24 protein-coding genes are annotated in these 26,055 nt (G+C 65.4%); 16 read left to right on the plus strand and 8 right to left on the minus strand.

The window, feature by feature from the left end:
- Position 1: 1 nt before the first annotated feature.
- Positions 2-1,291, minus strand: coding sequence for an NCS2 family permease (locus AC07P1_RS10910; protein WP_494695820.1), 1,290 nt, complete (start codon positions 1,289-1,291; stop codon positions 2-4).
- Positions 1,292-1,485: 194 nt separating this feature from the next.
- On the opposite strand from AC07P1_RS10910, the gene AC07P1_RS10915 reads away from it, so the two are divergent.
- The gene (locus tag AC07P1_RS10915; RefSeq protein WP_494695821.1) at positions 1,486-2,454 is read left to right on the plus strand and encodes an MBL fold metallo-hydrolase; all 969 of its coding nucleotides are present in this window, start codon (positions 1,486-1,488) and stop codon (positions 2,452-2,454) included.
- A gap of 4 nt (positions 2,455-2,458) precedes the next feature.
- Here the strand turns inward: AC07P1_RS10915 and AC07P1_RS10920 are convergent, their stop codons facing one another.
- Entirely contained in the window at positions 2,459-4,819 is a 2,361-nt protein-coding gene (locus tag AC07P1_RS10920) for a diguanylate cyclase domain-containing protein (RefSeq protein ID WP_494695822.1), read from the minus strand.
- Between the two features lie 146 nt (positions 4,820-4,965).
- Here AC07P1_RS10920 and AC07P1_RS10925 point away from each other — a divergent pair, with 146 nt between their 5' ends.
- The 5 genes from AC07P1_RS10925 (at position 4,966) to AC07P1_RS10945 (ending at position 9,092) form a co-directional block, all read left to right on the plus strand.
- Positions 4,966-5,622 (plus strand): HAD family hydrolase, encoded by a 657-nt coding sequence (locus tag AC07P1_RS10925; RefSeq protein WP_494695823.1) that lies wholly within the window; start codon positions 4,966-4,968, stop codon positions 5,620-5,622.
- A gap of 107 nt (positions 5,623-5,729) precedes the next feature.
- On the plus strand, positions 5,730-5,945 hold the full coding sequence (locus AC07P1_RS10930) for a hypothetical protein (protein WP_494695824.1): 216 nt from the start codon (positions 5,730-5,732) through the stop codon (positions 5,943-5,945).
- Between the two features lie 204 nt (positions 5,946-6,149).
- Positions 6,150-6,986: a DNA/RNA non-specific endonuclease gene (locus tag AC07P1_RS10935; RefSeq protein ID WP_494695825.1), complete on the plus strand. Its 837-nt coding sequence runs from the start codon at positions 6,150-6,152 to the stop codon at positions 6,984-6,986.
- A complete protein-coding gene (locus tag AC07P1_RS10940) occupies positions 6,974-7,234 on the plus strand; it encodes a hypothetical protein (RefSeq protein WP_494695826.1) in 261 nt (86 codons plus the stop codon). The genes AC07P1_RS10935 and AC07P1_RS10940 overlap by 13 nt, the downstream gene beginning before the upstream one ends.
- 151 nt (positions 7,235-7,385) lie before the next feature.
- Entirely contained in the window at positions 7,386-9,092 is a 1,707-nt protein-coding gene (locus AC07P1_RS10945) for a DUF4214 domain-containing protein (protein WP_494695827.1), read from the plus strand.
- Here AC07P1_RS10945 and AC07P1_RS10950 read toward each other — a convergent pair.
- Both AC07P1_RS10950 and AC07P1_RS10955 read right to left on the minus strand, forming a co-directional pair.
- Positions 9,079-10,095 carry a GGDEF domain-containing protein gene (locus tag AC07P1_RS10950; RefSeq protein ID WP_494695828.1) on the minus strand — a complete coding sequence of 339 codons (1,017 nt, stop codon included), beginning with the start codon at positions 10,093-10,095 and terminating at the stop codon, positions 9,079-9,081. The genes AC07P1_RS10945 and AC07P1_RS10950 overlap by 14 nt on opposite strands.
- Positions 10,096-10,151: 56 nt before the next feature.
- The gene (locus AC07P1_RS10955) at positions 10,152-11,039 is read right to left on the minus strand and encodes a sensor histidine kinase (RefSeq protein ID WP_494695829.1); all 888 of its coding nucleotides are present in this window, start codon (positions 11,037-11,039) and stop codon (positions 10,152-10,154) included.
- A gap of 185 nt (positions 11,040-11,224) precedes the next feature.
- Here AC07P1_RS10955 and queE point away from each other — a divergent pair, with 185 nt between their 5' ends.
- The 5 genes from queE to AC07P1_RS10980 all read left to right on the plus strand — a co-directional run bounded on the left by queE (position 11,225) and on the right by AC07P1_RS10980 (position 14,841).
- On the plus strand, positions 11,225-11,860 hold the full coding sequence (queE, locus tag AC07P1_RS10960) for a 7-carboxy-7-deazaguanine synthase (RefSeq protein WP_494695830.1): 636 nt from the start codon (positions 11,225-11,227) through the stop codon (positions 11,858-11,860).
- 11 nt (positions 11,861-11,871) lie between these two features.
- Positions 11,872-12,318: a 6-carboxytetrahydropterin synthase QueD gene (queD, locus tag AC07P1_RS10965; protein ID WP_363495767.1), complete on the plus strand. Its 447-nt coding sequence runs from the start codon at positions 11,872-11,874 to the stop codon at positions 12,316-12,318.
- Entirely contained in the window at positions 12,311-12,814 is a 504-nt protein-coding gene (gene tadA / locus AC07P1_RS10970; RefSeq protein ID WP_494695831.1) for a tRNA adenosine(34) deaminase TadA, read from the plus strand. Before queD ends, tadA begins: the two co-directional genes overlap by 8 nt.
- A gap of 119 nt (positions 12,815-12,933) precedes the next feature.
- Entirely contained in the window at positions 12,934-13,881 is a 948-nt protein-coding gene (locus AC07P1_RS10975) for an alpha/beta fold hydrolase (protein WP_494695832.1), read from the plus strand.
- Positions 13,882-13,920: 39 nt separating this feature from the next.
- Positions 13,921-14,841, plus strand: a complete 921-nt coding sequence (locus tag AC07P1_RS10980) for an LD-carboxypeptidase (protein WP_494695833.1) — start codon at positions 13,921-13,923, stop codon at positions 14,839-14,841.
- A 22-nt stretch (positions 14,842-14,863) separates the two neighbouring features.
- On the opposite strand, the gene AC07P1_RS10985 is transcribed toward AC07P1_RS10980, so the two are convergent.
- The 3 genes from AC07P1_RS10985 to AC07P1_RS10995 form a co-directional block, all read right to left on the minus strand.
- Complete coding sequence (locus AC07P1_RS10985) at positions 14,864-15,361, minus strand: hypothetical protein (RefSeq protein WP_494695834.1); 498 nt, start codon at positions 15,359-15,361, stop codon at positions 14,864-14,866.
- Positions 15,362-15,502: 141 nt separating this feature from the next.
- Complete coding sequence (locus AC07P1_RS10990) at positions 15,503-19,213, minus strand: TonB-dependent receptor (protein ID WP_494695835.1); 3,711 nt, start codon at positions 19,211-19,213, stop codon at positions 15,503-15,505.
- A 238-nt stretch (positions 19,214-19,451) separates the two neighbouring features.
- Entirely contained in the window at positions 19,452-19,910 is a 459-nt protein-coding gene (locus AC07P1_RS10995; RefSeq protein ID WP_494695836.1) for a hypothetical protein, read from the minus strand.
- 150 nt (positions 19,911-20,060) lie between these two features.
- On the opposite strand from AC07P1_RS10995, the gene AC07P1_RS11000 reads away from it, so the two are divergent.
- The 5 genes from AC07P1_RS11000 (at position 20,061) to AC07P1_RS11020 (ending at position 25,518) form a co-directional block, all read left to right on the plus strand.
- Positions 20,061-21,662 carry an ABC-F family ATPase gene (locus AC07P1_RS11000; protein ID WP_494695837.1) on the plus strand — a complete coding sequence of 534 codons (1,602 nt, stop codon included), beginning with the start codon at positions 20,061-20,063 and terminating at the stop codon, positions 21,660-21,662.
- 26 nt (positions 21,663-21,688) lie between these two features.
- Positions 21,689-22,834 carry a quinolinate synthase NadA gene (gene nadA, locus AC07P1_RS11005; RefSeq protein WP_494695838.1) on the plus strand — a complete coding sequence of 382 codons (1,146 nt, stop codon included), beginning with the start codon at positions 21,689-21,691 and terminating at the stop codon, positions 22,832-22,834.
- Positions 22,834-23,700: a carboxylating nicotinate-nucleotide diphosphorylase gene (gene nadC / locus AC07P1_RS11010; RefSeq protein WP_494695953.1), complete on the plus strand. Its 867-nt coding sequence runs from the start codon at positions 22,834-22,836 to the stop codon at positions 23,698-23,700. The genes nadA and nadC overlap by 1 nt, the downstream gene beginning before the upstream one ends.
- Positions 23,701-23,801: 101 nt before the next feature.
- Positions 23,802-24,590 (plus strand): PEP-CTERM sorting domain-containing protein, encoded by a 789-nt coding sequence (locus AC07P1_RS11015; protein WP_494695839.1) that lies wholly within the window; start codon positions 23,802-23,804, stop codon positions 24,588-24,590.
- A 151-nt stretch (positions 24,591-24,741) separates the two neighbouring features.
- On the plus strand, positions 24,742-25,518 hold the full coding sequence (locus AC07P1_RS11020; RefSeq protein WP_494695840.1) for a substrate-binding periplasmic protein: 777 nt from the start codon (positions 24,742-24,744) through the stop codon (positions 25,516-25,518).
- On the opposite strand, the gene AC07P1_RS11025 is transcribed toward AC07P1_RS11020, so the two are convergent.
- Positions 25,505-26,053, minus strand: coding sequence for a GNAT family N-acetyltransferase (locus AC07P1_RS11025; RefSeq protein ID WP_494695841.1), 549 nt, complete (start codon positions 26,051-26,053; stop codon positions 25,505-25,507). The genes AC07P1_RS11020 and AC07P1_RS11025 overlap by 14 nt on opposite strands.
- Positions 26,054-26,055 lie beyond the last annotated feature (2 nt).

The raw sequence follows: 26,055 nt of genomic DNA on the forward strand, positions 1-26,055 counted from the left end.
TTTACGTGAGGCTGTACTTCACCAGGAAAACGATGGCGATGATCCAGACCACCGGCTTGACCTGGCGCGCCTGGCCGGTCAGCAACTTGAGGCCGGCGTAGGTGATGAAGCCGAAGGCGATGCCGTGGGCGATCGAGTAGGTGAACGGGATCACCAGCGCGGTGATCGCCGCCGGCACGCTTTCCGTGGTGTCGCTCCAGTCGACGTCGACCAGGTCGCGCAGCATCAGGCAGGCGACGAACAGCAGCGCCGGCGCGGTGGCGTAGGCCGGCACCACGCCGGCGATGGGCGCGAAGAACAGGGCGGCCAGGAACAGCAGCGCCACCACCAGCGCCGTCAGGCCGGTGCGGCCGCCGGCCTGCACGCCGGCCGCGCTTTCCAGATAGGCGGTGGTGCTGGAGGTGCCCAGCACGGAGCCGGCCACGATGGCGCAGCTGTCGGCCAGCAGCGCCTTGTTGAGGCGTTCCATCTTGCCGTTGACCAGCAGGCCGGCGCGGCTGGCCACGCCCATCAGGGTGCCGGTGGCGTCGAACAGTTCCACCAGGAAGAACACCAGCACCACGTTGAACAGCCCCATCGAGATGGCGCCCGCCAGGTCGAGGTGGAACAAGGTCGGCGAGATCGACGGCGGCAGCGACATGAAGCCCTTGAAGGTGTTGCCGCCGAAGAAGAAGCTCAGCACGGTGACGGCGACGATGCCGATCAACAGCGCGCCCGGCACGCGCAGCCGGTCCAGCGTGACGATCAGCAGGAAGCCGAGGATGGCCATCAGGGTGTGCGGATTGTGCATGTCGCCGACGGTGACCAGCGTTTCCGGGTTGGCCACCACCAGGCCGGCGCTTTTCATCGCGATCAGCGCCAGGAACAGGCCCAGGCCCACGGTGATGGCGACCCGCAGCGAATGAGGAATGCCGTTGACGATGTGCTCGCGCACCTTGAACACGCTAACGGCGATGAACAGGCAGCCGGAGATGAACACCGCGCCGAGCGCCGTCTGCCACGGCACGCCCATGCCGAGCACCACGGCGTAGGCGAAGTAGGCGTTCAAGCCCATGCCCGGTGCCATGCCGATCGGGTAGTTGGCGTACAACCCCATGATGAGGGTGCCCAGCGCGGCGGCCAGGCAGGTGGCCACGAACACCGAGTCCTTCGGCAGGCCGGCGTCGCCCAGGATGGCCGGGTTGACGAAGATGATGTAGGCCATCGTCAGGAAGGTGGTGACACCCGCGATCGCTTCGGTGCGGATGGTCGTGCCGTGCTCGGCGAGCTTGAAGAATTGGTTGAGTGACATGGCTGGTCATGGTCCTGGTAGACCCGGTATCGCGGGGAGGGCGAAGGATAGCACGACCCCGGCGCCACCCCGGACATCGCATATTGTATTGCCTTTTAGATATAGAGGTGTCAAAATGCAAAATCTGCTGCCTGTTTGACAGCACTAGTTGCTTTATCGATACGGGGCCACCGCACCAACATGGAATTCGCTTTATGAAAGCCCGTATCTGGGGCGCGCGCGGCTCGTTGCCGGTGGCGCTGAACCACAAACACATCCGCGCCAAGCTGGTCTCGGCGCTGGTGGGGGCGATCGGCCGCGATCTCGACTCGCGCGAAAAGGTGGCGTCGTACGTCGACAACGAGCTCGATTTCGACGTGCGCGGCACTTATGGCGGCAATTCCAGCTGCGTCGAGGTCGAGGCCTGGGACCCGGCGGCCACCACCGACCACATCATCCTCGACCTCGGTTCGGGCGCGCGGCCGCTGGCCGGCGCCAAGCTGGCGCGCTACGGCCCGGCCAATCCGCAGACCTACCATGTGTTCATGTCCCATCTTCATTGGGACCACATCATGGGCTTTCCGTTCTTTACGCCAGCCTACATTCCGGGCAACCGCATCATCATCTACGGCTGCCACGCCGAGCTGGAGACGGCGTTCCGGCGCCAGCAGGACCCGATCAGCTTCCCGGTCGGCTTCGACCAGCTGGCGGCCACCATCGAGTTCGTGCGCATGGAGCCCGGTGTGCCGGTGATGGTCAAGGACGTGAAGGTGACGGCCAAGCGCCAGCTGCACCACGGCGATTCGTATGGCTACCGGCTCGAGCGCGGCGGGCGGGCCATGGTCTACAGCACCGATTCCGAGCACAAACTCGATGACGCCGACGGACGCGGGGCGTTCGTGGAGTTCTTCCGCGACGCCGACCTGGTGATCTTCGACGCCATGTATTCGCTGGCGGAGTGCGTGTCGGCCAAGGCCGATTGGGGCCACTCGAGCGGCGCGGTGGGCGTGGAGCTGTGCCGGCTGGCCGGCGTGCGCACGCTGTGCCTGTTCCACCACGAGCCGGTCTACGACGACGCCCGCATCTCCGGCGTGCTGGCCGAGACGCGCCGCTACGCCGCCGCCACCGGCGAGACGCCGCTGGAGGTGGTGTCGGCCTACGACGGCATGGAGATCGACCTGTAAGGTCTCAGTCGGCGATCGCGTGGCCGTCGCGGCCGTTGTGCTTGGCCGCGTAGAGCGCGCTGTCGGCGCGCGCCACCAGCTCGGCGGCCGATTCCCCCTCGCCATGGTGCAGCGCCAGGCCGATGCTGGTGGTGACCGCCATGCCGGTGTCCGCCACTATGAACGGCCGCCGGATCGCCTCGACGATCTTGAGCGCCATCCGCGCCGCCTCGTCGACGTGCGCCACCTGTTCGAAAATGATGATGAATTCGTCGCCGGCGACGCGGGCCACGGTGTCCGAGGCGCGCACGTTGGCCGTCAGGCGCGCGGCGAATTCCTTGAGCACGGCGTCGCCGGCGCCGTGGCCGCGCGTATCGTTGATGGCCTTGAAGTGGTCGATGTCCAGGTAGGCCAGCGCCAGCGGCTGGCGATTGCGCCTGGCGCGCACGATCGCCAGTTGCAGTATCTCTTCGAACATGCGGCGGTTGGCGATGCCGGTGAGCGTGTCGATGCGCGCCAGCTGCGTCAGGCGCTGCTCGATTTCCTTCATGCGCGTGGTGTCGTGGGTCAGCGAGTAGATGCCGACGACGGCGCCGTCGGCGCCCAGCTCCGGCACGAAGGTGGTCTCCAGCGCGTGTTCGCCGCCGTCGATCCTGGCGGTGTGCTCGTAGGTGGCGTTGTGGCCCCGGTAGGCGCGGTCCAGGTGCGGCTGCGCCAGCGCGTACTGGGTCTTGCCGATGCCTTCGACCAGGTGGCGGCCGATCATTTTGACCGGGTCCATGCCGAACCAATGCAGGAAGGTGGCGTTGAGGAATTGGAAGGTGCGCGCGTGGTCCAGGTAGGAGATCAGCACCGGCAGGTTGTCGGCCAGCGTGCGCAGGCGCTTTTCGCTGGCGGCGATCTTGCGCTCGTAGGCCACCCGCTCGGTGATGTCGTGCAGGAAGGCGGTGGCGTAGTAGGCGCCGTCGTGGCGCAGCGCGCCGAGCGACAGTTCGACCGGCACCTCGCCGCCGTCCTTGTGCAGCGCGGCCACCCGCACGCGCGAGTTGATCAGCTTGCCCACATGGCCGTCGGCGAAGCTGCGCATGCCGGCGCCGTGCTTGCCGCGCAGCGCCGGCGGGACGATCAGCTCGGCGATGTCGCGGCCGACCGCCTCCTCGCGCGTCCAGCCGAAACTGCGCTCGGCGGCGGCGTTCCACTTGGTGATGATGCCGGTGGCTTCGCAGCTGACGAAGGCGTCCGGGGCGCGCTCGAGGATGCTGCTGATGAGCGCCTCGCTGTCGCGTATCGCCGTTTGCGCGGCCTCGCGCTCGGCCATCAGTTCGTGGAAGGCCACGCTCAGCGCGCCGATCTCGTCGGCGCGCCCGCGCTGCAGCACGCCGATGTCGGCGCGGCCGCCGCGGATGTCGTCGATGTGCCCGCGCAGGCGGCCCAGCGGCCGCAGCATCCACTGCACCGCGATCCACGCCATCAGCCCGGCCAGCGCGGCGCAGGCGGCGGCGCCCAGCATGGCCTTGTGGCGCATGGCGATCATCGGCGCGAACGCCTCCTCGACCGGGAAGCGGGCGCCGATGATCCAGTCCGTCGTCCGCAGCCGCTTGTAGGTGTAGATGCCGACGCTGCCGTCCCTGCCGGTGGTCTCGGCCCAGCCCTCGAAACCTTTGAGGGCGGCGTCGGTGACGCTGTTGCGGCCGGGCCGGTCGTTGATGTGCTTGAGCAGCAACGAGCGGTCGGGGTGGTGCAGCAGCACGCCGCCGGCGGTCATCATGAAGGTATAGCCGGTCTTGCCGCTCTTCTGCGCCGCCACCTGCTGCATGAAGGTGGGATTGGCCAGGTCGATGCTGCCGCACAGCAGCATGACGGCGCGTCCGGCGGCGTTGAACACCGGTTGCAGGATCATGATCGCGGGCCGGCCGGTCAGTATGCTCTTGAAAGGCGGCGAAATCGCCGGCCGGGCGGCCGCCAGCGTGCGTTCGAAATAGGCGCGCGCCTCGCCACCGGGGTCGAGCGCGGCGGCGCCGTCGCCGGCGGTGTTGAGCAGCACGCCGTCGCGGTTGTAGATGTGCAGGTTGAGGAAGCGCCCGCGCGCCACCGGATGGCGGGCGACGAAGGCTTGCATGCCGGCGGCGTCGGCGCCGTCGCCTTCGCCGAGGGTGTCGGCCAGGCTGGCCAGCAGCACCTTGCGCGAGGTGATCTGGGCGTCGACCTGGGCGGCGGCCGACGACAGCAACGCGTATTGCTGGTCGCCGATCACGCTTTTCATGTCGCGCTCGGCCAGCACCAGCGCCACCCAGGCCACCGTCATCGTGGCGGCCAGAACCAGCATCACGACGACCCCGGTCATGCGGAACTTGAGGCTGCGCGGAAGTCGTGCGAAAACGGCCATGTCGCTCTTCGGATATGCGTTGGGGCAAGTATTGCATACCCTTTCAGGCAAGACCAGCGGGTACAATCGCCGCTGCCGACGGTCATCGCGGCGCCGGCGCCGGCCACGTCACTGCCGCTTGCCGGCCTTTACAAGGAATGCGGAGTATGCTGCAAGCAATTTTGTGGGACAACGACGGGGTGCTGGTCGATACCGAACGGCTGTTTTACGAGGCCAACCGGGAGCTGTTCAGGCCGCTTGGCCTGGAGCTGAGCGAGCAGCACTTTTTCGACTGGTACCTGGCCGACAACCGCGGCGCCTGGCATTTGCTGGAGCCGGCCATGGACGAGGCGCAAATCGAGGCGGCGCGCGCGCACCGCAACGAGCGCTACGCGCTGCGGCTGGCGTCGGAGCACATCCCGGCCATCGCCGGCGCGGCCGAGGTGCTGGCCAGCCTGGCGCCGCGCGTGCGCATGGCCGTCGTCACCAGTTCGATCCGCGAGCACTTCGAGATCATCCACGGGCGCTTGCCGCTGCGGCGGCATTTCGAATTCGTGCTCACGCACGAGTCCTATGCCAACAGCAAACCGTCGCCCGACCCCTATCTGCTGGGCCTGGAGCGGCTGGGCGTGGCGGCGGCCGACGCGCTGGTGGTCGAGGATTCGCCGCGCGGCCTGCAGGCGGCGATGGCGGCCGGCATCCGCTGCGTCGTCCTGCGCAACGCGCTCACGCGCGGCCACGATTTCCCCGGCGCCTACCGGGTGGTCGACACGATGACCGAGTTGCTAGCGGAGATAGAACTGCTGTTGTCGGTGGAAAGCTGACAAGCGAAACAGCGATTGCGGCGTAGCAGCCGTGCGACATCCCCGACGGCGTTTCAGTAGCATGGTTCGCGTAGATGCTGAACATGTTCTGAAGAAAGGAGTCCATCATGCCCCGAGGAGCAAGCCCCAAGCGCGAGCACGAGTACAAGGAGCTGGAACACAAGTTCGAACAGGAAGGACGCTACCCCGGCCGCGAGGAGGAGGTGGCGGCCCGGATCGTCAACAAGCAGCGGGCCGAGGCCGGCGAAACCAAACAGCCGCCCGGCCGCACCGGCACCGGCCACCGCCGGCGCAATACCACGCGCCGCGGCAAGCCGTCCTGAGGTCGCCGCTTTCGTTGTCAAAGTTTTCACCCATACCGTGAAAAACAATTTAAAATTACAAGCAGTGTTATAGCAATGGAAATATAAAACAAGGCCTCTGGTAGGGCGGATGTTTTGAAAGGGTCGAATCCTGACGGGTTCGGCCCTTTTTGTTTGGGGCGCGGTCGGCTAGAATGCCGCCTCCAAAATCTGCCCCAGGGAAATATGAATTTGTTTCAGAAAAGCGTGGCCGCGACGGCCGCCGCTTGCGGCCTGATCGCCACGTCGGGCCTGTTTTCCGTCGCGCCGGCCCTCGAGGCCCGCGCCGCTCCAAGCCGCTGTGCCACCCACTACGTCGACGGCCGGCTGCCGGAGATCGCCAACCGCAGGCTGGGCGCCGCCACAACCGAGTTGTGCTATGGCGTGTTCGGCGTCATGCATTCAGGTATCACGCGCACGCCGCTGTGGTCGGCCGAGCACCTGACCGCCGACAATATCGCCGCCGCCGGGGACTTGTCGCGCGAGGACAGCTTCCACGCCGAAAAGCGCCTGCCGCCCGGCGCCCGCGCCGAGCTGGACGACTACGCGCGCAGCGGCTACGACCGGGGGCACATGGCGCCCAACGGCGACATGCCGGACCGCCGCACCCAGCACGAGAGCTTCACGCTGGCCAACATGGTGCCGCAGGACGCCGACAATAACCGCCATCTGTGGGCCGGCATCGAGGCGGTGGTGCGCAAGCTGGCGCAGAAGGAGGGCGACCTGTATGTGATCACCGGCCCGGCCTTCATCGGCCGGGAACTGCGCAAGGTCGGCAACGTGCTGGTGCCGACGCATTTGTATAAACTGGTCTACAGTCCGCGCCAGCGCGCCGGCGCCGCGTATTTCGTCGAAAACCGCGCCGACGCGGAGTACGAGGTGCTCAGCGTCGCCGAACTGGAAAGCAGGATCGGCATCGATCTGTTACCGTCGTTGTCGGCGCAGCGCAAGCAGGAGCTTCTGCGCCTGCCGCATGCGCGGCAACGCAAGGGCAAGGAAAGGAGCAGGCAATGGGCCAACTGAGCATCACATTCATTCCCTATGCGAACGAGTCGGATGTGCTGAACATCGGGCATCTGACGATCGAGAACCGGGTCGACCGCATCACCCTCAGCGGCGACGTCGACCTGACCGCCGACCGGCGCGGGCTGGCCGACGCGCGGGCGCTGCACCAGCTGCTGGGCGATGTCGTGGCGCGGCTGGAGGCGATGGAGTTGCCGGCCACATTGCCGGCGCCGTCCGCACGGAGTGTGGCCAATCCGTTCGAGTGACGGCACGTGACGCCCGCGGTGGAAAGTGCGGCCGCCGTTCTGGGTTTATTTACAACATCTTGAGACATCCGGCGCCCCGGCATGGCGCGGAGGCGCCGGCGGCGACGGATGATGTTACTATAGGGCAATTAACAATCACGCTTGACCAATCATGGCCACGACCACAGGAATTAACGCGATAGATTCATTGCTGCACAGCAGCTGGACGAGCACCCCCGGTACCGCCGTCGGGCTGACTTACAGTTTCCTGACCGCCGCGCCGGCCACCGCCAGCACCCAGGATGCGAACGGCTTCAGGGCGATGACGGCGCAGCAGCAGGCCGCGGTCAAGGTCGCGCTGGCCACTTGGTCGGCGGTGGCGAATGTCACCTTCACGCAAGTGACCGCCGGCGGCGACATCCAGGTCGGCACCAACAATCAAGGCACCGACAGCAGCGCTTACGCTTACCTGCCGGACGGGCGCGGTCCGACCTACATGTACACCAACAACCAGTACGCGGCCGGCTCCACCTACGCCGAGGGCGACTTCGGCCGGTCGGTGCTGATCCATGAATTTGGCCATACGCTGGGATTGAAGCACCCAGGCGACTATAATTCGACCGGCGAGCACTCCGAAGGCCCGTACCTGCCTGCCGCGACCGACAATCTGGACTATACGCAGATGTCGTATAACACCGGCGCCGGCTTCAAACTGAACGGCAATTACGGCGTCACGCCGATGATGTATGACATCCTGGCGATCCAGTATATGTACGGCGCCAACACGACCTATCACACCGGCAACGACACTTACCGGTTTGGCGCGGATGCGGCGCCGCAGTGCATCTGGGACGCGGGCGGCACCGACACGCTCGACTTCTCGGCTTGTGCCGGGGCTACCGTCATCAATATGAACCAGTTCGGCTTCAGCTCGACCGCGTCCGGCTATGACAATATATCGATCGCGCTGGGCGTGACGATCGAACGCGCGATCGCCGGCAGCGGCGGCTCCATCATTTTCGGCAACGACGCCGGCAACACGATCACCGGCGGCATCGGCAACGACAGCATCTACCTGGGCACGGGCAGCGACACCGTCAATGGCGGCGGCGGTTCGGACAAGGTGGTGTTCGATAAAGCCTTTGGCGCTTATGCGGTGGCGGGTAGCCAAGTCGCGTTGACGGTGGCGGGGGAGGGCGATGACGTTCTCAGCAGAATTTCCACACTGGAGTTCAGCGACCGCACGATACAGCTCTCCAGCTATGGCATCTTGCACGGCGCCACCGCCGGCGCCGACGCGTTCACCGCCGGCGCCGGCAACGAGCTGTTCTCCGGCGGCGCCGGCGCCGATACCATCGCCTACAACGGCGCCCGCGGCAATTTCACGATCGCCGGCAGCGGCGGCTCGTTCACCGTGAGCGATAAAACCGGCGTCGGCGGCGTCGATCTGGTCGGCGGCGTCGAGCGTTTGCTGTTTTCCGACGGCAACGGCGTCGCGCTCGATGTCGATGGCTTCGCCGGCCAGGCCTTTCGTCTATATCAAGCGGCCTTCGATCGGACCCCGGATTTTTCCGGTATGGGCTTCTGGCTCCTTCAGCTCGATAAAGGGATGGACTTGCTCGCGATGTCTCAGGATTTCCTCCGCAGCGGCGAGGGGGTGGCGAGTTTTGGCTCGCTGACGGATGCGCAGTTCGTCACCTCCCTGTACGCCAACGTGCTGCACCGGGCGCCGGACGCGGGCGGCTTTGATTACCACGTAGGAAACCTCGCTGCCGGCAACACCAGGGCCATGGTGTTGCTGGACTTTTCGGAATCGATCGAAAACCGCGCCGCGCTCATCGGCGTTACCGGCAACGGCATCGAGTTTACGATCGCTTAGCCGCTTCGACGATGGCGGCCGCCATGTCGCTGTCCGCCGAGGGCAGGCTGATGCGGTTGCGGCCCATGTGCTTGGCGCGGTAGAGCGCCGAGTCGGCCGCCGCGACCAGCTGGCTGGAATCGTTGTCCGGCGCCGCCAGCGCGGTGGCCGCGCCGATGCTGACCGTGACCACATGTCCTTGCGTGCCCAGGTTGGGCATGTGCAGTTGCTCGACGCGGCAGCGGATGCGTTCGGCCACGATGGCGGCGCCCTTGAGCGACTGGTTGGGCAGGATCACGGCGAACTCCTCGCCGCCGTAGCGCGCCACCAGGTCGTTGGTGCGCATTTCGCTGGCCACCGCCTTGGCGATGCGCTGCAGGCACTCGTCGCCGCCCAGGTGGCCGTAGGCATCGTTATATTGCTTGAAATTGTCGACATCGACCATCAGCAGCGACAGCGGCTGTTGCTGGCGCAGCGCGCGCTGCCATTCCGCGTACAGCGTGTTGTCGAAGCAGCGGCGGTTGGCCAGGCCGGTCAGGCCGTCGCGCGTGGCCAGCTGTTCCAGCGCCACCTGCGCGCATTTTTCGTCCGTCACGTCGCGCAAGGTCTCGACCACCGCCAGCAGCTTGCCCTCGTTGTCGACGATGGGGCTGGCGTCGGCGGCCAGGTAGCGGCGCCGGCCGATGCGCGGCATGTCGCACCAGTTTTCCGCGCGCAGGTTGCCGTCGGGGTCGGCGCGGCGCTGGCCGTGCGGGTCGGCGCCCCGGCCCAGCAGCACCAGGTCGGCCAGCGTGGTGCGCTGTTCATGGTAAAAGCCGCGCCAGTGGTCGGTGGTGGCCAGCACTTCCCAGGCGTCGACCGCCGTCAGGCGCTCGCAGGCGCGGTTCCAGATGATGACTTTACCGTGGCAGTCGAGCACGAAGGTTGGAATGACCAGCAATTCCATCATTTTGAGCGCGAATCCGTGCGGCTGCTCCGGCTGGGGATATTCCATCACATGCTGAATCTTGGGCTTGCGGTTCATGACGGCGGCCTTTGGGGGATATGGGTACGAAATCTGGATGGGAGGTGCCGCAAGTGCTATGGCAGCGGGAACGACATCGTCAGCGCCGTGCCGCTGCCTGGCGCGGTGGCGACATCGAAACGTCCGCCGGCCTCCGCCACCCGTTCCGCCATGCCGCGCAAGCCGTTGCCGCGCCGGGCCGGGGACGCGGTGTCGGTCGCGGCGTGGGCCGGGGCGCGGGCCGGCCCGCCGCCCTGGCCGCTGGCGATGCCAACCCCGTTATCGCGCACGGTCAGGCTCAGCCGGTCTTCGGCGCGGCTGATGCCCACCGAGACCTGCGACGCCTTGGCGTGGCGGGCTATATTGCTGAGCGATTCCTGCAATATCCGGTAGATGACCTTGTCCATGCCGCCGTCGATGCGGCCGTCGGCGGCGATGGCGCCGGCGTCGAGCTGGCAGGGAATGCCGCTGAGGCGCGAGAACTGCGCCACCTGCTGTTCGACCGCGCCCCGCAGGCCGTCGCGCAAACCCTCCGGCTGCAAATCGCGTACGATGGAGCGCATCGAACGCAAGGTCGAGGCGATCCGCTCGTCGACCTTGTGCAGCGCGTCCTTCAGTTCCGGGTGCTGCGCGGCCAGCGCGCCCAGCTCAAAGCTCATCGCCAGCAAGTGCTGGCCGAGGTCGTCGTGCAGGTCGCGGGCGATGCGGCGGCGGTCGGCGTCGCGCAGCGATTGCTGGCTCTTGCTCAGGTGGCAAACCTGGCGGCGGGTGTCGGTCAGCGCCCGCTCGGTCAGCGCGCGGCTGCAGCGCTCGTGCGACAGCCTCGCTTGCAAGCGCGCCTCGATCGTGGCGAACGCGCTGCGTTGCCGTTGCTGCCGCCACAGCAACAGCAGGGCGAGCCAGGCCAGCGCGCACACGCCGGTGACGATGAGATCGATCTGGATGACTTGCGTCGCGTAGTTCATGGTGGTTCGTCCCCTGTGGTCGGGCGCCGGACCGGTGCACTTGGTTAGATGCCTGAAGTCGGTCGCCACCCTGTGAAAATACCGTGGTTGCCGCACAGCAGCATTGTGCGAGGTCAACTTCCGCCGGAAACCGCGAAAAAGTGTCGCGTGGGATATAATTGAGGGCTGTCCAATCGGGAACTATCGTGACTTACAGCATCAAAGAGATCTTTTACACACTGCAGGGCGAGGGCGCGCACGCCGGCCGGCCGGCGGTTTTCTGCCGTTTTTCCGGCTGTAATCTGTGGACCGGCCGCGAGGGCGACCGCGCCGGCGCCGTGTGCCAGTTCTGCGATACCGATTTCGTCGGCACCGACGGCGAAGGCGGCGGCAAGTTCAAGACCCCGGAGGAACTGGCGGCGACGATCAACGCGCTGTGGCCGGCCGCCCACCCGGCCAGCAAGTACGTGGTGTTCACCGGCGGCGAACCGTTGTTGCAACTGGATGCGGCGCTGATCGCCGCCATGCACGCGGTCGGCTTCACGATCGCCATCGAAACCAACGGCACCTTGCCGGTGCCCGATGGCGTCGACTGGATCTGCGTCAGCCCCAAGATGGGCTCGACCCTGGTGGTGACCAAGGGCAGCGAGATCAAGGTCGTGATTCCGCAGACGGGCCAGGACCTGGCGGCCTACGAACAGCTCGATTTCGAGAATTTCTATGTGCAGGCGATGGACGGCCCGCTGGCCGAGTTCAACACCAAACTGGCGATCGAAACCTGCAAGCGCAATCCGAAATGGAAGCTGAGCCTGCAAACCCATAAACTTTTACAAATACCCTAAGAAAAGATGTCATGCTGACTATTACCCGCAAGCTGGAATTCGACGCCGGCCACCGCATTCCCGACCACAAGAGCCAGTGCCGCAACCTGCACGGCCACCGCTATACGCTGGAAATCACCCTGACCGGCAACATCATCACCGCCGAAGGCAATTCCGACAACGGCATGATCATGGATTTCTCCGACATCAAGGCGCTGGCGAAAGAGCACCTGGTCGATGTCTGGGACCACGCCTTCATCGTCTACGAGAAGGACGCGGCGGTGCGCGACTTCCTGGCCACCTTGCCGGGCCATAAGACCGTGGTGATCGACCGCATTCCGACGGTGGAGAACCTGGCCCATGTCGCGTTCGCCATCCTCAAGTCGGCCTACAAGGACCGCTACGGCACCGGTTTGCACCTGCACAAGCTGGTGCTGCACGAGACGCCCAATTGCTGGGCAGAGATCACCGATGCCTGACGCGATGTCCGATGCGCCGCCAGATGATTTTATGCGGCTGGCGCTGGAACAGGCGCAACACGCGTGGGATCTGGGCGAGGTGCCGGTGGGCGCCGTCGTCGTCAAGGACGGCGTGGTGATCGCGCGCGGCTACAACCAGCCGATCGGCAAGCACGATCCGACCGCGCACGCGGAAATCGTCGCCCTGCGCGCGGCCGCCGAGGTGCTGGGCAACTACCGGCTGCCGGGCTGCGAGCTGTATGTGACCCTGGAGCCGTGCGTGATGTGCTCGGGCGCCATGATGCATGCGCGCCTGGCCAAGGTGGTGTACGGCGCCACCGACCCGAAGACCGGGGCCTGCGGCTCGGTGGTCGATCTGTTCGGACAGGAACGATTGAACCATCATACCGAGGTCAGCGGTGGCGTTATGGCCGAGGAGTGCGGCGCCATGCTCAAGAGTTTCTTCGCCGCCCGCCGCGCCGCCGCGGCCGCCGCGCGCCGCGCCGCCCAGGAATAAGCCTCCCGGCAAGACGTTTCCCCGGCCCGCGTTTCCAGACACCGGCAAAAATGGTATGCTGAAGCCACGATGCGCTGCGCATCGTCGGCATCGCCGCCAGCCCCTTCCCGGAGACCGCTTTGGCTACCGCAAAAGCAAACGGCATTACGCTCACCTACGAAGCCAGCGGCAACCCGCAGGATACCCCCGTGCTGCTCATCATGGGCCTGGGCATGCAACTGATCGCCTGGCCGCAGGACCTGGTCGACGGCCTGGTCGAGCAGGGCTATTACGTGATTCGCTACGACAACCGCGATATCGGCCTGTCCAGTCAATTCGACCATTTCAAAAAGCCCAACCTGATGCTGGCCTACCTGAAGTCGCTGGTGGGCTGGCGGCAGTCGCCCGCGTACACGCTCAACGACATGGCCAACGACGCGCTCGGCCTGCTCGACGCGCTGGGCATCGCCCGCGCCCACGTGGTGGGCGCCTCGATGGGCGGCATGATCGCGCAGATTTTCGCGTCGCGCTTCGGCGCCCGCACCCTCAGCCTGACGTCCATCATGTCGAGCAGCGGGCGGCGCGGCCTGCCCGGGCCGACGTCGGCCGCGCGGGCGGCGCTGATGCGCGGTCCCGGCAACGCCAGCGGCCGCAAGGAAGTGATCGACCACGCCGTTGGCGTGTTCCGCACCATCGGCAGCCCGTCGTTTCCGACGCCGGAGCGCCAGTTGCGCGCCAATATCGAGCGCGCGCTCAACCGCAACGTCAATCCGGCTGGTGTAGCCCGGCAGATGGTGGCCGTGGTGGCGTCGGGCGACCGCACGCCGCTGCTGCGCAAGATCGCCTGTCCGGCGCTGGTCATCCACGGCGCGGCCGATCCGCTGGTGCCGGTCGCCTGCGGCGTGGACACGGCCGAGGCCATCCCCGGCGCCAAGCTGCAGGTGATCGAGGGCATGGGCCACGATCTGCCGCCGCAGTTGATCGAGCGCCTGCTCGCCTTGCTCGACAACCATCTGCGCGGTAATATGACACCGGACATGCCCGCACTGATCGCGCGTCGCGCCGGCAGCGGCACCCCTCAACAATAGCGCTTCACGTTGAACTTCAAAATAGAGTTGCGAAACAATTTGAACACGAAAAAAATCGGCATCGCCATTGTCGCGCCAGGTGGCGCCGCGCCCAACGCCGCCGCGCTCCAGGCCGGCGTCGCCCGGCTGGAACGGCAGGGCTTCCTGGTCCACAATTATTATGACGACGACAAGCGGCACCTGCGCTTCGGCGGCACCGACGCCGCCCGCCTGGCGCAGCTCGACGCCGCCGCCGCCGATCCGGAGGTGCGGATCGTCATCGCCCTGCGCGGCTCCTACGGCATGACCCGGCTGCTGCCGATGATCGATTTCGCCGCGATGGCCGACAGCGGCAAGTTGTTTGTCGGCTACAGCGACTTCACCGCCTTCCAGATGCCGCTGATGAAGCAGACCGGGCGCATCAGCTTCGCCGGGCCGATGATGTGCGACGACTTCGTCCGTGAGGAAGCGGAAGCCTATACGATGGCGCAGTTCTGGGACTGCCTGCGTGGTCCGCGGCACGGTGTGCGCGGCGAGGTGGCCGACGGCCGCGCCGACAACCCGGTGGTCGACCTCGGCGGCAGGCTATGGGGCGGCAACCTGGCGATGATGGTCAGCCTGCTCGGGACGCCGTATTTCCACGCGCTGGACGACGGCATCGTGTTCATCGAAGACATCGCCGAGCATCCTTACCGGATCGAACGCATGGTGTTGCAACTGCTGTACGCGGGCGCGCTGGACGGCCAGCGGGCGCTGGTGCTGGGTGATTTTTCCGGCTACAAGCTGGGCGCGCTGGAAAACGGTTACGACTTCGAAACCATGCTGGCCTATCTGCGCGAGCGCTTGCCGATGCCGGTGCTGACCGGCTTGCCCTTCGGCCACATCAAGCGGCGTGCCACCCTGCCGTATGGCGGGACGGCGCGGCTGGTGTCGGACGCGCGCGGCTTCGAGCTGACGATCGGCGACTATCCGACCTTGTAGCGCGCCTTTGCCGCGCGCGTCGTCATTCGACGCGGCGCACGCGCGGCGGCTGTTTGGCCCCGTCGACCTCGAAGAAGATGGTGCCGATGGCGTTGCGGGTCAGGACCACCTTGGGATTGGTGCGCTCCATAAACCATTCCGAGCTGCCGTCCACCACCCGCCAGACCTGGCCGTTGGCCAGCGTGAAGCGGGTGGTGGGGCCCCAGCCCTCGATCTTGCCGACGACGGTGCTTTCGATCGATGATGGGGTGTCCGCTTTGCGCTTGGCGATCGTGTCCATGCCGAAGCCCGCCTCCGGGCTGGCGGCCGGCGCCGGTGCCGCCGGCATGGTCGCCGGAGCGGCCACGGCGCCAGGCGCCGCGATGGCGGCCGCTTTCGGCGCGCCGGCGGCGGCCACCGGAATCGCGTCGTAGCACGCGACACGGTTGGCCACGTCGGCGATGGCGCGGCAGTGGAGTAGGGCGCGATCGTCGGCCAGCGCGGAACCGGACATTGCCAGCAATACAAGCAAAGCTTTCATCGAATACCTTCCAAGTTGAGATTCCTGATTATATATAACCGCGTCGATAACGACCGGCAAAAAAAAAGCCCGGGCGCGTGAGCGGCCGGGCTGTCGAAGAGAGGAGGGAGACCGCCTCCTCTTGGTGCTGGGTGCGTGGTGTCAGTTCCTGAAATTCATCCCGACCATGATGCGGCGGCCGGCGTAGGACGTGTCGAGCAGGTTGGGCGTGCCGTCGGCGAAGGCCGCGTACTGGGCCTGGCTGTTGGTGGTCGAGCTCAGGTTCAGGTTGCGGCCCTCGGCGAAGATCTCCATGTTTTTGTTGATGCGGTAGGCGATCTTGGCGTCGACATAGCGGGTGGCGTTCTTGAAGTTCGGCGAACCCGGGTTGTATGGCGTGATGGTGGTGCGTCCGCCGGCCGCGTTCGGGTAGTTGTTGACCGCCGTGCTGCCGCAGGCGGCGATGCAGCTGAACTTCTGGCCGACCGCCTGCAGCGAGACCCGCATCGACAGCGCGCCGTCGTCGTACCACAACGAGGCGTTGTAGGTGTACTTCGATTCGCCGACCGGCGGCAGCGCCTCGCCGGTGAGCAAGTCGACCACGCGCTGGTCGGTGTTCTTCGAGCGCAGCTTGGTGTAGTTGAGGTCGACCCCGGTGTAGCGTAGCAGCCACGGCAGGAAGGTGAAGGCGGTCTTGCTGCCGTATTCCAGGCCGGTGCGGGTGATGTTGGCGCCGTTCTCGTAGGTGCGGTAGTCGAAGCCGAGGTTGTCGAGCGAACGGCCGGTCTGCGGATCGATCAGCCCGGAACCGTTGAACAGGCTGACCGCGCTCTTGCCGACCACGGTGCTGCCGCCGACCTTGCCCACCTGGCGGAACGCGCCCACCGAGAACGAGGAGTCGTCGTTCGGATACCATTCCAGCGCCAGGTTCTGGTTCTGGTTGGTCTGGGCCTTGAGCGCCGGGTTGCCGATGGTGCCCGAGCAGCTCTGTTCCTCGTCGTCCCGGCGCCGCTCGTCATAGGTGCAGGTGCCGGCCGGGATCAGTGCGTTGACGGGTGGGCGGGCGACCTGCTTGGCGCGGTTGTAGCGCAACACCACCTCGTTGGGCACCATCCACAGCGACAGGTTCAGGATCGGCAGGTAGTCGGTGGTGTTGGCGTCGAGCGCGGTCAGCTTGCTGGCCGTGGCGCTGATGGTGCCGCCGGCGGCGTTTTGGTTGAGCGGATCGTAGGCGGCCGTCTTGACGATGGAGGTGAAGCTCATCACGCCGGTGGCGTGGACCTTGGTGCGCACCACGCGGTAGCCGAAGTTGCCGTCCAATTCCATGCCGAACGGCAGGCGCCGGTTGGTGAACGGGATTTCGTCCATGCCGAAGTCGGTCATCAGGTAGGCCGCCGTGGTGCGCTCCTTGAAGGTGCTGACCGGCTGTCGATAGACCTTGCCGTCGTTGGCGGTGCATTCCTTGACACAGTCGAAGTTGACATTGGGCGAGTTGACCAGGCTGAACACCTTCTCGACGTCGATCTGGTTCCAGCCGTCGATCAGGCCGGCCGGCCGGTCCGGCATGCCGTTGAAGAACGGGGTGTTCCGCTGCGCCATCGATTGCGCGATGATGTCCTGGAACTGCTGCTGCGTCATGAACGTGTTGCCGGAGCGGGCCGATGCCGGGTCGGTGTTGGGCACGTAGCCGGTCGCGCACGGCTTGCCGCCTGGTCCCAGCGAGCCGGGGGTGTCGGCGCAGCCGGAGAAGAAGCTGCGCACGTTGGCGCTCGGCAGGATCACCGCCGGCACGTAGCCGGGCTTGCCGAAATCACCCACCGCCGTTTGCACGGTCGAGCCGCCGCCGCCCCAGCTGCTGCCGGAGGTTTGGCGGAAGTTGAAACCACTCTTAACGCGCTTGAAGAACGGCACTTTCTCGCCGAGTGCATAGCTGAAGTCGGCCTTGGCGGTGCGCTCCTCGGTCTCGGCCATCCTCGGCGAGAAGCTGATTTGCGGCGCCTGCGTGCTCAGCGGCTGCTGGTCGATGGTGTAGGCCGGCACGGCGGGGCCCTTCGGACCGGCCTCGACCGCCTTGGTGTCGACGCCGGCCGGGCGCACCTGCGCGTAGATGGTGGGATCGGCCTGGTTGAAGGCGCTACCGGCCGGCTGTTCGTAGGTCCACAGGCCGTTGGGCAGCACCCGCATCGTGGTCGGGCCGTAGTTGTAGCTCCAGTTGGTGCGCTTGTCGCCGCGCTGCCACTTGGAGCGGGCGTCGCCGACGAAGAACTCGGCCGCGAAGCCGCCGTCCTTGTACACGCCGCCGGTCTGGAAGTAGCGGTCCGTGGTCTTCATGACGTTGTGGATCTGGTCGGTGTTGACGTTGGCGTCGCTGATCGTGTATTGCGTCACATGGTGGTTGGCGTCCACAAGCACCGAGCGCGGGTCGACGTTGGCGACGACGCCGTTGGCCGGATACAGGTTGGCGCGGTAGCTGGCGCCGTCGTACAGGTAGTAGCCGGAGCCGGGCACGGCGCTGCGCACGCCGGCCGGCGTGTCGGTGTAGGTCGGCCCCTGGTAGGTCGGGCTGTAGGCGGTCGCGGGATTGGTGTTCAGGCCGCCCAGGCCGTAGGTCTGGTTGTTGTCGTCCACTTCGCGGCGCGCGTAGTTGACCTTGCCGTACACGGTCAGCTGGTGGTTGACCTTGAAGTCGAAGCGCAGGTCGACCGTGCCGCGCTTTTCCTCCTGGCGCTTCTCGATGAAGCGCACCAGCGACGGCGTGTAATCGTTCCATTGGTTCAGGCAGCTCAGCAGCTCGTTGCCGCGCGCGTTGATCGCGGCGTTGCGGGCGGTGTTGCCGTTGACGGCGTTGGCTTGCGCCGTGGTCAGCGCCGGGAAGGCGGCGTAGCAGGCCGCCTTGTTCTGCGCCGCCGCCGATTTGTTCAGGATGTCGGCCGGCGAGGCGTGGTCGAAGAAGCCGCCCGCCGTCAACGGCGAGCGCAAGGTCGGCGCGTTGACGGCCGGGTCGTTCGGCGACAGGGTGCCCGGCTGGTAGGTGAAGGTTTTGTTGGGCGAATTGTCGAAGTCAACGTTGCGCGCATAGCCGGCGTTGCGGGTGGTGGCGACCTCGGACGAGTGCGACTCGTTGACCACGCGCGAGGTCGAGGCGTTGAGCATGACGCCGAAGCGGTTGTCGAGGAACTTGCGGGTCAGGATCAGGTTGGTGTCGGGCGACCACTCCTTGTTTAGCGAGCCTTGCGAGCCGGCCAGGCGCAGCGAGTAGAACGGGTCCTTGAAGTCCAGGCTGGTGCGGGTCTTGATGATGATGCCGCCGCCGAGCGAGCCTTCGGTCATGTCGGCGGTGGCGCCCTTGACGACGTCGACGCTTTTGATCAGATCGGCCGAGAGCGAGCGGAACTCGACGCCGCGTCCGCTGCCGCCGCCGTTCATGTCGGTGCCGCCGGCCGATTGCACGCCCTGGCCGTCGATTTCGACGCGGGTCAGGTCGGCGCTGTTGCCGCGGATGGCGACGCTGACGCCCTCGCCGAAGTCGCCGCGGTCGAGGGCGACGCCGGAAATGCGCGAGATGGCCTCGCCGATGTTGCGGTCGGGGAAAGAGCCGACGTCGTCGGCGACGATCGAGTCCATCGCGGTGGCGGCGTTCTTCTTGCGTTCGATGCCCGATTGCTGGGCGGCGCGCTGGCCTTGGACGACGACGGTTTTGATTTCCGTGGCGGCCGGCGCGGGCGCGGGCGTTTGCGCCGCCGGTGCCTCCGGCTTGGCGTCCTGGGCGGCGGCATGGCCGGCGACGAGCGAGGCCAGCGCGATCGAGACCGCGTAGGCGATTGGTTTGAGGCTCAGTGGTGTGGCGCGCGCGCCTTGGGTGTGTCCGTGCATGCTGTCTCTCTCCCTGACTGGCCTTCGCGGCCATTTTTTAGCGCCGGTGGTGTTCGCCCGGCTGATATATTAGCGATTAGTCTAGTGTCGAAAACAGGCGCGCGGATTGTTAAATGGAAAAGAATCACCCGCTTGAGCGGGATATTGATTTGGGCGGAAAACGGGTGTTTGAGGGGGGATTTTGTTATCGACCTGGTCGTCGGCCGCTGGCGGCGCTTGGCGGATTACGCGCTGCGCGCTAATCCGCCCTACGTGGTTCAGATGGGCGTCCGGGTCCACGGCTGGCGGCCACGCGCCCCGATCCGCCGGGGAGACACGTAGGTCGGATTAGGCGGAACGCCGTAATCCGACATGTGTGGACTGCCGACGGCGCTTGATTTATTTCGCCGGCGGGGACCGGCACGGGCTGGGTGTACACCACCACCGACTGCGGCGGTACCGGGGCGGCTTTGGGCGTGGCGTTGTTGAGAACGAATGTGATCACCGTCAGCGCGGTGCCGCCGAGGACGATCGCGGTGCCGACCACCCATTTGATCATGTCGGCGAAGCCTTTGTGCATTTCCACCAGCAGGGCGCTCACTTTGCCGGTCAATTCCAGCTGGTGTGCCGCCAACTCCGACTGGCGCGCCTCGATCCGTGTCAGTCGTTCCCTGGCGTCGGTTGCGAACTCTTCAAGTCTGGCGATGCGCTCATCCATTTTGCGTCCTTCCCGGGGACTAAAAGCCGCTTGGTTAACAAAATGGTACGCCATGTTTTAGCCCCTGTCCCCGGTGCCGCGCGGTGGGTGCTGTATAATCTCGCATTTCCGCCTAACGGCATGATTTAATTAAGAAAAGCCCAATTCAGAATGCTATCCACCGCTAACATCACCATGCAATTCGGCGCCAAGCCGCTGTTTGAAAACATCTCCGTCAAGTTCGGCGATGGCAACCGCTACGGCCTGATCGGCGCCAACGGCTGCGGCAAATCCACGTTCATGAAAATCCTGGGCGGCGATCTGGAGCCTTCGGGTGGCAACGTGATGCTGGACACGAACGAGCGCCTGGGCAAGCTGCGCCAGGACCAGTTCGCCTATGAGGAAATGCGCGTGCTCGACGTGGTCATGATGGGCCACACCGAGATGTGGGCCGCGATGCAGGAACGCGACGCCATCTACGCCAATCCGGAAGCGACCGACGACGATTACATGAAGGCCGCCGAGCTCGAAGGCAAGGTGTCCGAGTACGACGGCTACACGGCCGAGTCGCGCGCCGGCGAGCTGCTGCTGGGCGCCGGTGTGGACATCGAGCTGCACAAGGGACCGATGAGCAACGTGTCGCCGGGCTGGAAGCTGCGCGTGCTGCTGGCCCAGGCGCTGTTCTCGAATCCGGACATCCTGCTGCTCGACGAGCCGACCAACAATCTGGACATCAACACCATCCGCTGGCTGGAGGACGTGCTGAACGACCGCAACTCCACCATGATCATCATTTCCCACGATCGCCACTTCCTCAACCAGGTCTGCACCCACGTGGCCGACATGGATTACGGCACGTTGAAGATCTATCCGGGCAACTACGACGAGTATATGTTTGCCTCGACCCAGGCGCGCAACCAGCAACTGGCCAACAACGCCAAGGCCAAGGACAAGGTCGCCGAACTGCAGGACTTCGTGCGCCGCTTCGCCGCCAACAAGTCCAAGGCCCGCCAGGCCACCTCGCGCGCCAAGCAGATCGAGAAGATCAAGGTCGACGACATCAAGCCGTCGTCGCGCGCCTATCCGTTCGTGCGCTTCGACGGCGAGAAGAAGCTGCACCGTTTGGCCGTCGAGGTCGACAGCATCGCGAAGAAATACGACCGCCAGCTGTTCAATAACTTCAGTATCATGGTCGAGGCGGGCGAGCGCATCGCCATCATCGGCGCCAACGGCGCCGGCAAGACCACCTTGCTGCGTTGCATAGGCGGCGACGACATCGCCGGCCTGCACGCCGACCACGGCACCGTCAAGTGGGCCGAGAACGCCAACGTCGGCTACATGCCGCAGGATCCGACCGAGGAATTCGCCAAGGACACGACCTTGACCGACTGGATGGGCGACTGGACCCAGGAAGGCGACGACGACCAGGCCGTGCGCTCGATCCTGGGCCGCCTGCTGTTCGGCGGCGACGAGGTCAAGAAGTCGGTCACGGTGCTGTCCGGCGGCGAGAAGGGCCGCATGATGTACGGCAAGCTGATGCTGGGCCGCCACAACGTGCTGCTGCTCGATGAACCGACCAACCACATGGACATGGAATCGATCGAGTCGCTCAACATCGCGCTGGAAAAATACGCCGGCACCCTGATCTTCGTCTCGCACGACCGCGAGTTCGTGTCGTCGCTGGCCAACCGCATCATCGAGATCAAGGAAAACGAAGTGGTCGATTTCCGCGGCAACTACGAGGACTACCTGACCAGCCAGGGCATCGACTAACTTTTTTCCTTATTCACGTCGGAACCATGCAAACCATAGAGATCAAATCCGTCGAGTACGATCATCCTCAAGACGGAGCCAGCTGCACCGCCCACGCCTGGGCGCGCACGCCAGCGACACCGACGGCCGAACAGCGCACCGCGCTCAAGGCCCGCATCAAGCAACTGCTGGTCGAGAAGGAGGCGGTGCTCGTCTCGCACTACTATGTCGACGGCGACCTGCAGGACCTGGCCGAGGAAACCGGCGGCTGCGTCTCCGATTCGCTGGAGATGGCGCGCTTCGGACGCGACCATCCGGCCAGGACCTTGGTCGTGGCCGGCGTGCGCTTCATGGGCGAGACCGCCAAGATCCTCAGCCCGGAGAAGCGCATCCTGATGCCGGACCTGGACGCGACCTGTTCGTTGGACCTGGGCTGCCCGGTCGATGAGTTCACCGCCTTCTGCGACGCCCATCCGGACCGTACGGTGGTGGTGTACGCCAACACCAGCGCGGCCGTCAAGGCGCGCGCCGACTGGATGGTGACGTCGTCGATCGGCCTCGACATCGTGGCCCACCTGCACGCGCAGGGCAAGAAAATCCTGTGGGCGCCGGACCGCCACCTGGGTTCCTACATTCAGAAGCAGACCGGCGCCGACATGCTGCTGTGGCAGGGCTCCTGCCTGGTGCACGACGAGTTCAAGGGTGTCGAGCTCGAGCTGCTGAAGGCGCAATATCCGGACGCGAAGATACTGGTGCATCCGGAGTCGCCGGCCAACGTGGTGGCGCTGGCCGACGTGGTCGGCTCGACCACGCAGATCATCAACGCCGCCGTCGAATCGGACGCCGACACCTTCATCGTCGCCACCGACAACGGCATCCTGCACAAGATGCGCGCGGCCGCGCCCGGCAAGCGTTTCATCGAGGCGCCGACCGCCGGCAACAGCGCCACCTGCAAGAGCTGCGCGCATTGCCCGTGGATGGCGATGAACGGCTTGCAGAACCTGGCCGACGTGCTGGAGAACATGGAAACCAGCACGACCAACGAGATCCACGTCGATCCGGAGATCGGCCGCCAGGCGGTGGTGTCGATCAACCGCATGCTCGATTTCGCGGCGGCCAAGAAGGCCCGGGTGCAGCCCGGCGCCGACCTGGCCAAGGAAGCACAACTGTTTTCAGGAATTGGTCCCGCATGATGAGTACCTTGTTGAATAAATTCGCGCCCTTCGATGATGCGCTGAAGACGGCCTTCGAGGCCAATCTGCTGTCGGCCTTGCTGGAAGACGTCGGCACGGGCGATTTGACGGGCCTGCTGGTGCCGGAGGGCGGCCGCTCGACCGCGCGCGTGATCGTGCGCGAGGACGCGGTGCTGTGCGGCGCACCGTGGTTCGAGGGCGTGATGAACTGCATGCAGGCCGGCATCGAGATCGACTGGCGGTACGCCGAGGGCGACATGATGAAGGCCGACAGCGTGGTCTGCGTCATCCAGGGCCCGGCGCGCGCGCTGTTGACGGCGGAACGGGCGGCGTTGAACTTCCTGCAACTGCTGTCCGGCGTGGCGACGGCCACCCGCAAGTACGTCGACGTCATCGCCGGCACCAACGCGGCCATCCTCGATACCCGCAAGACCTTGCCGGGCCTGCGTCTGGCGCAGAAGTACGCGGTGCGCGTCGGCGGCGGCCAGAACCAGCGCCTGGCGCTGTACGACGGCATCCTGATCAAGGAAAACCATATCGCGGCGGCCGGCGGCATCACCAACGCGGTGCTGGCCGCCAAGCGTTTGGATAAGGGAGTATCGATCCAGGTCGAGGTCGAGAACCTGGACCAGCTGGGCGAGGCGCTGGCAGTGGGCGCGGTGTCCATTCTGCTGGATAACTTCAGCAACGAGATGATGCGCGAGGCGGTCAAGATCAATGCGGGCAGGGCGCTGCTGGAGGCGTCGGGCGGCATCAACTTCGATACCGTGCGGGCCATCGCCGAAACGGGCGTCAACCGCATTTCGATCGGAAGCTTGACAAAAGATGTGCGGGCCACAGACTATTCTTTGCGAATTGTCAACTAAATTATTTAAAAAATATGCAAATAATACAATTGTTAAAGATGACTTAAAGCTAATATAATCTCCCTTGTTCTTTTGCCACTATTAACCAGGGAGATAGTTAGATGAAATTGAAACATGTTGTAGGTATGTTCGCGTTGGTGGGTTTGAGCGGTTTCGCGCAGGCCGACAACTTCGTCAACGGCGGCTTCGAATCCGGCAGCACCAGTGGTTGGACCACCGGCGGCGGCTATCGCGGCGGCAGCCCGAACGCTTCCATCACGCCGGCGGATTTCCTTGCCGGTGGCGCCCTGAACTCGGATGACGGCGCCCGCGGCGTGATCATCGACAAGAATTATGTCGATCCCAACGTGGGCGCGTTGATCGGTGCGACCGTACTCGATGGTAACTATTCGTACCGCGTGGAAGACACCACCTACGGCGGCTACGGCACCGTGATCAGCCAGCAAGTCAAGAACTACACCGATACCGACATCTACTTCGGCTGGAAGGCCGTGCTGGAAAACGGCGGCCACGTCGAGGACGAATCGGCTGCGATGATCCTGACCTTGACCGACAACACCACCGGCCAACTGGTCCTGAGCCGCACCTACAACGCCGGCAACGGCGGCGGCGGCGTCGATTCGCGCTTCCAGTCCTCGGGCGATTTCTTCTACACGGCGGCATGGCAGCTTGAGCACCTGAGCATCGACCAGTCCTTGTCCGGCCACGACTTCACGTTGTCGCTGCTGGCCGCCGACTGCGAGCCTACCGGCCACACCGGCTACGCCTATATCGACGGCTTCGGTTCCTATGTTCCGCCGGTACCCGAGCCGGAAACCTACGCCATGATGCTGGCCGGACTGGGCATGATGGGCTGGGTGGCACGCCGCAAGAAAGCCGCCAAGGCCTGAGTAAGGGTAACGACGGGCCGCCGGCGTCGAGCGACGATTGCGGCGCTGCCGCGATGAGCTGCTAGAATCCTCCTTGTTGCACGGTATGTTGTGCCGGATGCTCCGGCAGGGAGGCTGCTTGCGCGTGATCGCGGCGTTTCAGGAAGACCCATTGGCTTTTCTCGTTCGACGGCGTCTGCTGTTCGGCACGTGCGGCATCGCGCTCGGCGCTTTGCCGCATTTTGCTTTGGGCGCCGACAAAGCGCCGCTGCGGGTGGTCGGCACGCATTTCGAGGGCGTCTACGAGCGCCAGTCCGACGGCGGATTTTCCGGCCTGGGTGTCGAGGTGGTGCGCTTGCTCGCCAGGCGCCGGGACTGCGCCGTGCAGTTCGAGGTCTATCCGTGGCGGCGCGCGCAGCAGCGCGTGGCCATGGGACTGGCCGACGTGCTGGTCGGGCCCTACAAATCGGCCGAGCGCGAGCAAACCATGCGCTTCAGCGAACAGCCGTTTTTCCAGGACCAGGTGGCGTTTTATTCGCGCGCCAAGGGCATGGTGTTCTGGGGTGGTGACTACGCCGCGCTCAAGGGCAAGCGCATCGTCACGCTCAACGGCTGGAGTTACGGCGCAGCCTTCACCTCGGCGGCGGCGGGCTTGAATATCAGTGTCGCCAACAACGTCGAAAACGGGTTGATGATGCTGGTCTACGGCCATGTGGACATGTTCGCCAGCAACCGGCGCGACACCGATCCGGTGATACAGCGCATGGGCTTGACCGACAAGCTGCTGCCGGTGGCGCCGCTGATCGATACGCAGAACGCCTATTTCGCCTTTCCCAAACTGCCGATCGGCGCGGAACTGGCCGGCGCCTTCGATCAGTTGCTGTCGGAATTGAAGAGCAGCGGCGAATTGCGCCGCATGGCCCGGCGCCACCTGGTCAGCGTGCCCTGACGGTGATGGCCTTGCGCATGCGGGTCAGCGGCACTTGCACCGGACCGGGCAGGGTGATTTCGAAGGTGTCGACCTCGCTGAAGCCGCACGCCAGGTACAGCGGCACGCCGGGCATGGTGGCCGCCAGTTCCAGCGTGTGAAAACCGGCGTCGGCGGCGGCGTCGGTGCAGTGTTGCAGCAGCAGCCGGCCCAATCCCCGGCGGGCGGCGGACGGCTCGACGAAGAAGGCGCGGATGCGGGCCGGTTCGGTGGCCGGGTCGAGCAGCGCGTCGACGCCTTTTTTGGTCCGGTCGGCGCCGAACAAGGTGCTGCGCTTGCTCCAGCCGCCACAGGCCAGCAGCTCGCCTTGCTGCTCGATGAGGAAATAGGTCTGGTCGGCCACCAGCTGGGTATCGACGCCGAATACGTGCTGGGTCACCGCCCGCGCCTGTTCGGCGGTGTAGAAACCTTCGCTCAGTTCGATGCCGGAGCGCTTGATCAGCGCTTCCATGGCGGGAATGTCGGCGGGCGCGGCGGCGCGTACGGTGACCGTCATGC

Source organism: Duganella sp. GW821-FHT07F09, from assembly GCF_059418705.1.